Annotated in this window: 11 protein-coding genes; 7 read left to right on the plus strand and 4 right to left on the minus strand. The window is 71.8% G+C overall.

Annotation, left to right across the window (positions count from 1 at the left end; translation table 11 throughout):
* Position 1 precedes the first annotated feature (1 nt).
* The 3 genes from leuD (at position 2) to ABZW30_RS27700 (ending at position 1,978) form a co-directional block, all read left to right on the plus strand.
* The gene (gene leuD / locus ABZW30_RS27690) at positions 2-598 is read left to right on the plus strand and encodes a 3-isopropylmalate dehydratase small subunit (RefSeq protein ID WP_355673910.1); all 597 of its coding nucleotides are present in this window, start codon (positions 2-4) and stop codon (positions 596-598) included.
* 341 nt (positions 599-939) lie between these two features.
* Positions 940-1,128, plus strand: coding sequence for a hypothetical protein (locus ABZW30_RS27695; RefSeq protein WP_051830052.1), 189 nt, complete (start codon positions 940-942; stop codon positions 1,126-1,128).
* Between the two features lie 133 nt (positions 1,129-1,261).
* Positions 1,262-1,978, plus strand: a complete 717-nt coding sequence (locus ABZW30_RS27700) for an HU family DNA-binding protein (RefSeq protein WP_355673911.1) — start codon at positions 1,262-1,264, stop codon at positions 1,976-1,978.
* A gap of 188 nt (positions 1,979-2,166) precedes the next feature.
* On the opposite strand, the gene ABZW30_RS27705 is transcribed toward ABZW30_RS27700, so the two are convergent.
* Together ABZW30_RS27705 and cofC are read right to left on the minus strand one after the other, a co-directional pair.
* Complete coding sequence (locus tag ABZW30_RS27705; RefSeq protein WP_355673912.1) at positions 2,167-2,391, minus strand: hypothetical protein; 225 nt, start codon at positions 2,389-2,391, stop codon at positions 2,167-2,169.
* A gap of 63 nt (positions 2,392-2,454) precedes the next feature.
* Positions 2,455-3,138 carry a 2-phospho-L-lactate guanylyltransferase gene (gene cofC / locus ABZW30_RS27710; protein ID WP_355673913.1) on the minus strand — a complete coding sequence of 228 codons (684 nt, stop codon included), beginning with the start codon at positions 3,136-3,138 and terminating at the stop codon, positions 2,455-2,457.
* 236 nt (positions 3,139-3,374) lie between these two features.
* Between cofC and ABZW30_RS27715 the strand changes: the two genes are divergently transcribed.
* The 3 genes from ABZW30_RS27715 to ABZW30_RS27725 all read left to right on the plus strand — a co-directional run bounded on the left by ABZW30_RS27715 (position 3,375) and on the right by ABZW30_RS27725 (position 6,469).
* A complete protein-coding gene (locus tag ABZW30_RS27715; RefSeq protein WP_355673914.1) occupies positions 3,375-4,208 on the plus strand; it encodes a lysophospholipid acyltransferase family protein in 834 nt (277 codons plus the stop codon).
* Between the two features lie 14 nt (positions 4,209-4,222).
* Positions 4,223-5,206 (plus strand): NAD(P)H-dependent glycerol-3-phosphate dehydrogenase, encoded by a 984-nt coding sequence (locus ABZW30_RS27720; RefSeq protein WP_355673922.1) that lies wholly within the window; start codon positions 4,223-4,225, stop codon positions 5,204-5,206.
* Positions 5,207-5,323: 117 nt separating this feature from the next.
* A complete protein-coding gene (locus tag ABZW30_RS27725; RefSeq protein WP_355673915.1) occupies positions 5,324-6,469 on the plus strand; it encodes a D-alanine--D-alanine ligase family protein in 1,146 nt (381 codons plus the stop codon).
* Between the two features lie 116 nt (positions 6,470-6,585).
* On the opposite strand, the gene ABZW30_RS27730 is transcribed toward ABZW30_RS27725, so the two are convergent.
* Together ABZW30_RS27730 and ABZW30_RS27735 are read right to left on the minus strand one after the other, a co-directional pair.
* Positions 6,586-7,104 carry a DUF3515 domain-containing protein gene (locus tag ABZW30_RS27730; protein WP_355673916.1) on the minus strand — a complete coding sequence of 173 codons (519 nt, stop codon included), beginning with the start codon at positions 7,102-7,104 and terminating at the stop codon, positions 6,586-6,588.
* A 20-nt stretch (positions 7,105-7,124) separates the two neighbouring features.
* Positions 7,125-7,358 carry an Lrp/AsnC ligand binding domain-containing protein gene (locus ABZW30_RS27735; RefSeq protein WP_355673917.1) on the minus strand — a complete coding sequence of 78 codons (234 nt, stop codon included), beginning with the start codon at positions 7,356-7,358 and terminating at the stop codon, positions 7,125-7,127.
* 209 nt (positions 7,359-7,567) lie between these two features.
* Between ABZW30_RS27735 and ABZW30_RS27740 the strand changes: the two genes are divergently transcribed.
* A complete protein-coding gene (locus ABZW30_RS27740) occupies positions 7,568-8,533 on the plus strand; it encodes a thiamine-phosphate kinase (RefSeq protein ID WP_355673918.1) in 966 nt (321 codons plus the stop codon).
* The last annotated feature ends 100 nt before the right edge of the window (positions 8,534-8,633 follow it).

An 8,633-nucleotide genomic window follows, 5' to 3' on the forward strand; every position in this document is an offset into this window, starting at 1 on the left:
CATGGAGAAGTTCACCACCCACACCGGCCGGGCCGTCCCGCTGCGCCGCAGCAACGTGGACACCGACCAGATCATCCCGGCCCATTGGCTCAAGAAGGTCACCCGATCCGGTTTCGAGGACGGACTGTTCGAGGCCTGGCGCAAGGACGAGTCGTTCATCCTCAACCGGCCCGAGCGCCGGGGCGCCACGGTCCTGGTGGCCGGCCCCGAGTTCGGTACCGGCTCCTCCCGTGAGCACGCGGTCTGGGCACTGCAGAACTACGGCTTCCACGCGGTCATCTCCTCGCGCTTCGCCGACATCTTCCGTGGCAACTCGCTGAAGAACGGCCTGCTGACCGTCGTGCTGCCGCAGGAGACCGTGGAGCGCCTCTGGATGCTCACCGAGAGTGACCCTTCGGCCGAGATCACCGTTGACCTGGAGAAGCGCGAAGTGCGCGCCGAAGGCGTCACCGCGGGCTTCGAACTGGACGACAACGTGCGGTGGAGGCTGCTCAACGGGCTGGACGACATCAGCATCACGCTGCAGAACGAGGCCGACATCGCGACCTACGAGGCGACCCGCCCGGCGTTCAAGCCCCGTACGCTGCCGGTCTCCTGAGTTCCCCTCAGAACAAGCATTCTGGCGATCGACCGGATGGCCCGCGCTCCCCTCGGGGGGGCCGGGCCATCCGTCGTTCCGGAGCGCGAGTTAGCGCCGAGGCCCGCCCCGGATTGCCCATTTGGCTTTGCGGAAGAGGGCCCCGCGCAAGTACAACTGCGGGTAGATGGCACAATCAGTACATGCACCGGCACCATGAACCTCCGTACGCGGGCGGCGAACCCGCGTCCGAGGAGTCCATGGGCCGGGGATCCGAACGCCGAATTGACGATCGGCCGGACGTCACCTCCGCACCAGCTGAGGCGCCGGACGACCAGGAAGTCGCAGCGCTCTACGCGCTTGTGGCCGAGCGGTTGAAGCAAGCTCACGCCCGCGTGCATGCGCTGAACGTGTCTGCCGATGCAAAGACCGCTCTCACCCGTCAACTGCTCATCGTCACGGAGACCGCCAAGCGCGATCTTCCGGAGGCGGCAAGGCGGTTGAGTCGCTTTGTACATGACCTCGACGAGGGGCGCCCGCCCCTCGGCTGAGGTCGCGGACGCGCAAATCCATTGCGACACTAGGGTGATTCGCGCGTTTGGTAATTGAAAGTCCGCAGATACATACCTAACGTGCGAAAAGAACGGATGGAATCATCCGGCGCCCGTTTCCGAAGGGGAAGACGTGAACAAGGCTCAGCTTGTCGAAGCGGTGGCCGAGCAGCTGGGCGGTCGCAAGGCTGCCGCAGAGGCCGTCGACGCAGTGCTCGACACCATGGTCCGTGCCGTTGTGGCCGGTGACCGGGTTTCGGTCACCGGTTTCGGCACCTTCGAGAAGGTGGAGCGCTCCGCGCGCTTCGCCCGCAACCCGCAGACCGGCGAGCGGGTCAAGGTCAAGAAGACCTCGGTCCCCCGCTTCCGTCCCGGCCAGGGCTTCAAGGACCTGGTCAGCGGCAGCAAGAAGCTGCCGAAGGAAGGCCCCTCGGTGAAGAAGGCCCCCAAGGGCTCCCTCACCCCGGGCAAGGCCGGCGTCGCCGCCACCCCGGCCGCCAAGCGTGCCGCCACCAAGCGCGCCACCGCCGCCGCTGCCGCCGCTCCGGCCGCGGCCAAGAAGGCCGCCGCCAAGAAGACGGTCACCACGGCTGCCGCCAAGAAGACCACGGCCACCGCCGCGAAGAAGGCGCCCGCCGCCAAGAAGACCACCACCGCCGCCGCCGCCAAGAAGACCACGGCGGCCGCGACCAAGAAGACGGCCGCCGCCAAGAAGGCGACCACCACGGCTGCCGCCAAGAAGACCACGGCCACCGCCGCGAAGAAGGCGACCGCCACGGCCAAGAAGACGGCTCCGGCGAAGAAGACCGCCACCCGCAAGACCACCGCGCGCAAGACCACTGCCAAGTAAGTCCGCGCGACTGTCCTCGGACGGCCTCCGGCTCAGAGCCGCGGCACCCCTTCCGCCGATCGCGGAGACCGGGTGGCCGCGGCTCCTTCGTTTTCCGGGCGCTTAGTCAGGATTCGACGGCGACCGGCGCCCAAGGCGGGGAAAACCGTAGGAACAGCGCGGGCGCAGTGGCGGAAAGCCCCGGTCGGTCAGCCCTGATCGGCGGGGTCGGGGAAGGTCTGCAGGGTCACGAAGACCACCCGACGGGCCTCACCGGTGCCCTCGGTGCGGATCCGCACCCGCTGGCCGGGCCGCAGCAGCCGCAGGCCGCCGGCGTCGAAGGCGGCCGCGTCGAACGGCACCGGGGTCCCGTCGTCGAGCAGCACGGAGCCGGCTCTGGTGTCGGGGTCGAAGGTGAACGCGGTGGCCTGCATGTCAGCAGCATAGCGAGCGGGTCGGACAGGCCTCCGGGCCAGGACCCTCGGTCAGGCCTCCGGTCAGGAGCCGCTCAGGCGGGCGAACAGGGCGCTGGTGTACGGGCCGAGGCCGAGCGTCGCCGCCTCGCCGAGGTCGGTGCCGGTGTCGACGTCCCGGCGCACCGACTCCACGTCCGCCAGACGCAGTTCGAGTGCCCCGCCGGCCGCGTGCCGGGCCCGTGAGCCGTCCCCGAAAGCGGGCGAGAGCGGGCGGCCGGGGGCGCTGGCGAGCAGGGTGGTGCCGAGGCCGGGGGAGTCGGGCAGGAAGGCCCGGCCGTCCGACGGCACCGCGCCCAGCACCCGGGCGAGTTCGGCCGGGCGCAGGGCCGGCAGGTCCGCCGAGAGGGCGGCCAGCGGGGCCCGCGGGGCGAGCGTCAGGGCGGCCGAGGCGCCGTGCGCCAGCGCCCGGTTGAGGCCGCCACCAGGCTCGTCGGCGACGACCAGGGCACCCAGCGCCGCCAACCGGGCGCCGGCGGCGATGTCCCGGGTGACCACCAGGACCCGGGCCACACCGGGGGTGGCCAGCGCGGCGGTGACGGTGTCGAGCGCGAAGGAGAGGGCCAGGTCCGCCCGGTGCGGCCCGGCGTACGGGGCCAGTCTGCTCTTCGCCAGGGCGAGCGGCTTGAGCGGCAGCACCAGCGACCAGTCGGTGGTGGGTGCGGCGGGCGCGGCAGGCTTGCCGGGGCGTACGGTGTCCTGGGTCATCGGCGTCATTGTGACGCCGGTGCCGGAGCCCCCGCCAGGCCGTCCGAGCTGTGCGGACGTGCGTTTGATCACGACCGCAGGGCGGGTTGGCGCGGTCGCTCGACAGCCGATGAGCGGCCGGGCGACACTGTTCCGCGCCCGCGCCCGCGAACCGGGCACCGGGCAGGCCGGTGCGCGCCACCGGGACGCACCGACCGCGGCACCCCTGGTGCCGCACGTGATGAGAAGGAGCTGGGGTGGCCCGCCGCTCGTACGCCAAGTTCGGCAACGCCGACTACGGCATCTGGTACCGCTTCGCGGCCGTGCTGGTGAAGCCGGTGACGACCGCCCTGGTGAAGCCCGACTGGCGGGGCTGGGAGCACATTCCGAAGGAAGGCGGCTTCATCGCCGCGGTGAACCACAATTCGATCATCGACCCGGTCGTCTACGCGCACTGGCAGTACAACAGCGGCCGGCCGCCGCGGATTCTCGGTAAGTCCTCGCTGTTCTCGATTCCCTTCATCGGATTCATGCTCCGCAAGACCGGTCAGATTCCGGTGTTCCGTGAGTCCACCGACGCCGCGCAGGCCTTTCGGGCCGCGATCGACGCCGTCAACAGCGGCCAGTGCGTGCAGTTCTACCCGGAGGGAACGCTCACCCGGGACCCGGACCTGTGGCCGATGACCGGCAAGAACGGCGTCGCCCGGGTCGCGCTGATGACCGGTGCGCCGGTCATCCCGGTCGCGCACTGGGGCGCCCACGAGATCATCCCGCCGTACGGCCGGCCCGGTTACGGCAAGGGCAAGTTCAACCTCTTCCCGCGCCACAGGGTCACCGTCGCGGCCGGGCCCGCGGTGGACCTCAGCAAGTACCAGGGCCAGGAGCTCACCGGCCAGGTGCTCGCCGACGCGACCGAGGACATCATGACGGCGATCACCGCCGTGCTGGCCGACATCCGCGGCGAGGAGCCGCCGGCCGAGCGCTACGACATGCGCAAGGCCGCCCGCGAGCGGGCCGCCGCCGCGCTGGCCGAGCGCCGCCGGGCCAAGGGCCCCGAGAACGACAACGACGGTGAGGGGACGGGCCGGTGACCCGCTGCGCAGTGATGGGGACGGGGTCCTGGGGCACCGCCTTCGCGATGGTGCTGGCCGACGCGGGCTGCGAGGTGGTGCTGTGGGCCCGCCGCCAGGAGCTGGTGGACGCCGTCAACGGCACCCACGAGAACCCGGATTACCTGCCGGGCGTCCGGCTGCCCGACTCCGTCCGGGCCACCACCGACGCCGCCGAGGCGTTGGCCGGCGCCGACTTCGCGGTGCTCGTGGTGCCCTCGCAGACGCTGCGCGACAACCTGGCCGCCTGGGCGCCGCTGATCGAGCCGCAGACCGTGCTGGTGAGCCTGATGAAGGGCATCGAACTCGGCACCGCCAAGCGGATGAGCGAGGTGATCGACGAGGTCACCAAGGTCGGCCCGGAGCGCGTCGCGGTGGTCAGCGGGCCCAACCTGGCCAAGGAGATCGCCAACCGGCAGCCCGCCGCGAGTGTGGTCGCGTGCACCGACGAGGCGGTCGCCAAGCGGCTCCAGGCGGCCTGCCACACGCCGTACTTCCGGCCGTACACCAACACCGACGTGGTCGGCTGCGAACTCGGCGGCGCGGTCAAGAACGTGATCGGCCTGGCGGTCGGCATGGCGGCGGGAATGGGGCTCGGTGACAACACCAAGGCGACCCTGATCACCCGCGGGCTGGCCGAGACCACCCGGCTCGGCGAGGTGCTGGGAGCCGACCCGCACACCTTCGCGGGGCTCGCCGGGATGGGGGACCTGGTCGCCACCTGCTCCTCGCCGCTGTCGCGCAACAACACCTTCGGCATGAACCTGGGCCGGGGCATGTCGCTGGCCGAGACCATCGCGGCCACCCGGCAGACCGCGGAGGGCGTCAAGTCCTGCGAGTCGGTGCTGGACCTGGCCCGCCGCAGCGGGGTCGACATGCCGATCGTCGAGGCCGTGGTGGACGTGGTGCACAACGGGCGGCCGACCCAGGAGGCGCTGCAGACGCTGATGTCGCGCTCGGCCAAGGCCGAACGGCGCTGAGGCTGTGCGACGGGGCCGGGAGGGGCGGGGCCGGGTGACTCTCCGGGCTGGCCTTCCGGGGCCTCGGGTGGGCGTTGACTTCCCGGAAACGCGTCGCACGGTAGTCTCAAACTTGATATGAGCATCGAACAGTCCTCCCCGAACCCGTCCGCCCGGAAGGCGCACGTCGCGCTGGTCTTCGGCGGACGCAGCTCCGAGCACGCGATCTCGGTCTCCACCGCGGGCAGTGTGCTCAGGGCGATCGACCGCGACAAGTACGACGTGCTGCCGATCGGCATCACGCACGAGGGCCGCTGGGCGCTGACCAGTGACGAGCCGGCCCGGATGGCCATCACCGACGGCAGGCTGCCGGACGTGGCGCACATCGCCGAGTCCGTCGACGGGCAGGTCGCGTTGCCCGCCTCCCCGGGCAACCGGGAAGTGGTCTTCAGCGAGCCGGGAAGCGCCCCCAAGGTCCTCGGCGACGTCGACGTGGTGTTCCCCCTGCTGCACGGCCCGTGGGGCGAGGACGGCACCCTGCAGGGCCTGCTGGAGCTCTCCGGTGTCCCGTACGTCGGCAACGGCGTGCTGGCCAGCGCGGCCGGCATGGACAAGGAGTTCGCCAAGCGGATCCTGGCCTCGCACGGTCTGGGCGTCGGCGACTACACCATCGTGCGGCCGCGCGACTGGGAGACCGAGCAGGGCCGCGCGGACGTGCGCGAGCGCGCCGCCGCGCTCGGCCTGCCGCTGTTCGTGAAGCCCTGCCGGGCCGGCTCCAGCATCGGCATCACCAAGGTCAAGGATCTGGCCGACCTGGACGCGGCGATCGAGGAGGCCCGTCGGCACGACCCCAAGCTGATCATCGAGGCCGGGGTCTCCGGCCGCGAGATCGAGTGCGGCGTGCTGGAGTTCGAGGACGGCCCGCGGGCCAGCGTCCCGGCCGAGGTGCTGGTCGGTGAGGGCTTCGACTTCTACGACTTCGAGGCCAAGTACATCGACTCCTCCGAGGTGCAGATCCCGGCGCGGCTGACCGCCGAGGAGACCGCGGAGATCCAGCGCCAGGCGGTGGCCGCGTTCGAGGCCTTCGGCTGCGAGGGCCTGGCCCGGGTGGACTTCTTCCTCCTGGAGGACGGCAGCTGGATGATCAACGAGATCAACACCATGCCGGGCTTCACCCCGATCTCCGCCTACCCGAAGATGTGGGAGGCCAGCGGGGTCGCGTACGCGGAGCTGATCGACCGGCTGCTGCAGTCGGCGCTGCGCCGCTCGACCGGGCTGCGGTAGTCGTACCGACGGTGAGAGGGCGGGCCGGGAAGCTCCCGGCCCGCCCTCGGTGCGTCCCGCTCGGTACGTCGTCCCGCTCGGTACGTCCCGTCGGGCTCAGCCCGCTCGCCGACGGCTCAACCCGGGATCTTGGCCTTCACCAGGTCGCTCAGGGCGGCCGCCGGGTCGAAGGGGTTCTGCGCGGCCCCCGCCGGGACGGTCACCTCGACGTAGGCGGCGCGCATGGTCGTCACGAAGCGGTAGCCGCCGTCGCCGAGCTGCTGCGACCACCAAGTGACGTCGTCCACGGTCGGGGACCAGTCCTTGGCGTGCTCGCCGTCCAACTCCTCCGGCCGGTCGATGCCACAGCGCAGCACCGTCCGCGGCGAGCCGCCCCAGGCCGCCGTGTACGGGGACGCGGGCGACGGGTCCTTGCGGGCGTGCCCGAGCAGTTCGCGCGGCAGCGCGTCGGCCAGCGCGCGGCAGTACTCCGCGGCCCTACCGCTCGGCTGTGGGACCTCGACGTCCGGGTCGGCCGAACTCCAGCTGCCGATCAGCACCACGACCGTGCAGGTCAGCGCGACCGGCACGGCGAGCCAGCGGACCGGCGCCGGAAGCGCGGTCAGCGCCTTGGGGATGCGGAGTTCTCTGCCCACCCGCCGATGGTAGCCGGGGCTTACAGGTGGACCACCGGACAGGTCAGGGTGCGGGTGATGCCCTCGACCTTCTGGACGTTGGCGACCACCATGCGGCCCAGATCGTCCACGGTCTCGGCCTCGGCCTTGACGATCACGTCGTACGGGCCGGTCACGTCCTCGGCGGTGAGCACTCCGGGGATCTTGCCGATCGTATCGGCCACGGAGCTGGCCTTGCCGACCTCGGTCTGGATCAGGATGTATGCCTGTACCACGTGGGCCTCCCGGCGGTCGGTAACGGGGATCGCCGCCGTGCTCGCCCGGTCGGGCACAGGGGTGGGAGCGGGCTCACCGGCAGACTGATCACCACGCTACCGCGCAGTGGGCCGGGGAGGGGAGACTTCTGCACCCCCGAAGGGCGTACGCTGCGCGCGGGGGAGCGCGACGGGGACTGGATTCGGATGGAAACGCGAGAGGACGGCAGATGCAGGGGACCGTGGGCGAGCTGGGCGAGTTCGGCCTCATCAAGGAGCTGACGGCCCGGGTACCGCTCACCGACGCGGTCGACCTCGGTCCCGGGGACGACGCCGCGGTGGTGAAGGCCCCGGACGGCCGGGTGGTGGCCACCACGGACGTCCTGATCGAGAACCGGCACTTCCGCCGGGACTGGTCCACCGCCTACGACGTGGGCCGCAAGGCCGCCGCCCAGAACCTCGCCGACGTGGCCGCGATGGGTGCGGTGCCGACCGCGATACTGCTCGGGCTGGTCGCACCCGCCGACCTGCCGACGACCTGGGCCACCGAGCTGATGGACGGGCTGCGCGACGAGTGCCAGGTGGCCGGGGCGGCGGTGGTCGGCGGCGACGTGGTGCGCGGTGACACGGTCACGCTGGCCATCACGGCGCTCGGTGACCTCCAGGGGCGCGCGGCGGTGACGCGCTCCGGCGCCCAGGTCGGCGACGTGGTCGCGGTGACCGGCTGGCTCGGCTGGTCGGCGGCCGGGCTGACGGTGCTGCAACGCGGCTTCCGCTCCCCGCGCGCCTTCGTCGAGGCGCACCGCCGGCCCGAGCCGCCGTACCACGCGGGCCCGGCCGCCGCCGAGTTGGGTGCCACCTCGATGATCGACGTGAGCGACGGACTGGTCGCCGACCTCGGCCACGTGGCCCGGGCCAGCGACGTGGACATCGACCTCAAGGCCGCCGACTTCGACGTCCCGGCGCAGATGGCCGACATCGGCCAGGCGGTCGGGGTGGACCCGCTGGTCTGGGTGCTGTCCGGCGGTGAGGACCATGCGATCGTGGCCACTTTCCCGCGCGGGGTCCAACTCCCGGCCCGCTGGCGGGTGGTGGGCGAGGTGACCGGTCGTCCGCGGGGCTCGCGCAGCGGCCGGGTGACGGTGGACGGCGCGCCCTGGGACCGGGTCGGCGGCTGGGACCACTTCGCCGAGTGACGGTGACTCGCCCGCTCGCCTCCGGGGCGCTGGGACCCGGTGCCGACGGTCGGCGCTCCGGCGCTCGTGCCTCGCTGGTCGCTTCTCCCTTTCGGCACCG

The sequence above is a fragment of the Kitasatospora sp. NPDC004669 genome, assembly GCF_040609455.1.
Classification (GTDB): Bacteria; Actinomycetota; Actinomycetes; order Streptomycetales; family Streptomycetaceae; genus Kitasatospora.

Excerpts from the sequence above, each read along its gene's own strand:
- leuD (WP_355673910.1), top strand. The coding sequence starts at position 2 with ATGGAGAAGTTCACCACCCACACCGGCCGGGCCGTCCCGCTGCGCCGC.
- ABZW30_RS27705 (WP_355673912.1), bottom strand. The coding sequence starts at position 2,391 with ATGCAGGCCACCGCGTTCACCTTCGACCCCGACACCAGAGCCGGCTCC.
- cofC (WP_355673913.1), bottom strand. The coding sequence starts at position 3,138 with ATGACCCAGGACACCGTACGCCCCGGCAAGCCTGCCGCGCCCGCCGCA.
- ABZW30_RS27720 (WP_355673922.1), top strand. The coding sequence starts at position 4,223 with ATGGGGACGGGGTCCTGGGGCACCGCCTTCGCGATGGTGCTGGCCGAC.
- ABZW30_RS27725 (WP_355673915.1), top strand. The coding sequence starts at position 5,324 with ATGAGCATCGAACAGTCCTCCCCGAACCCGTCCGCCCGGAAGGCGCAC.
- ABZW30_RS27740 (WP_355673918.1), top strand. The coding sequence starts at position 7,568 with ATGCAGGGGACCGTGGGCGAGCTGGGCGAGTTCGGCCTCATCAAGGAG.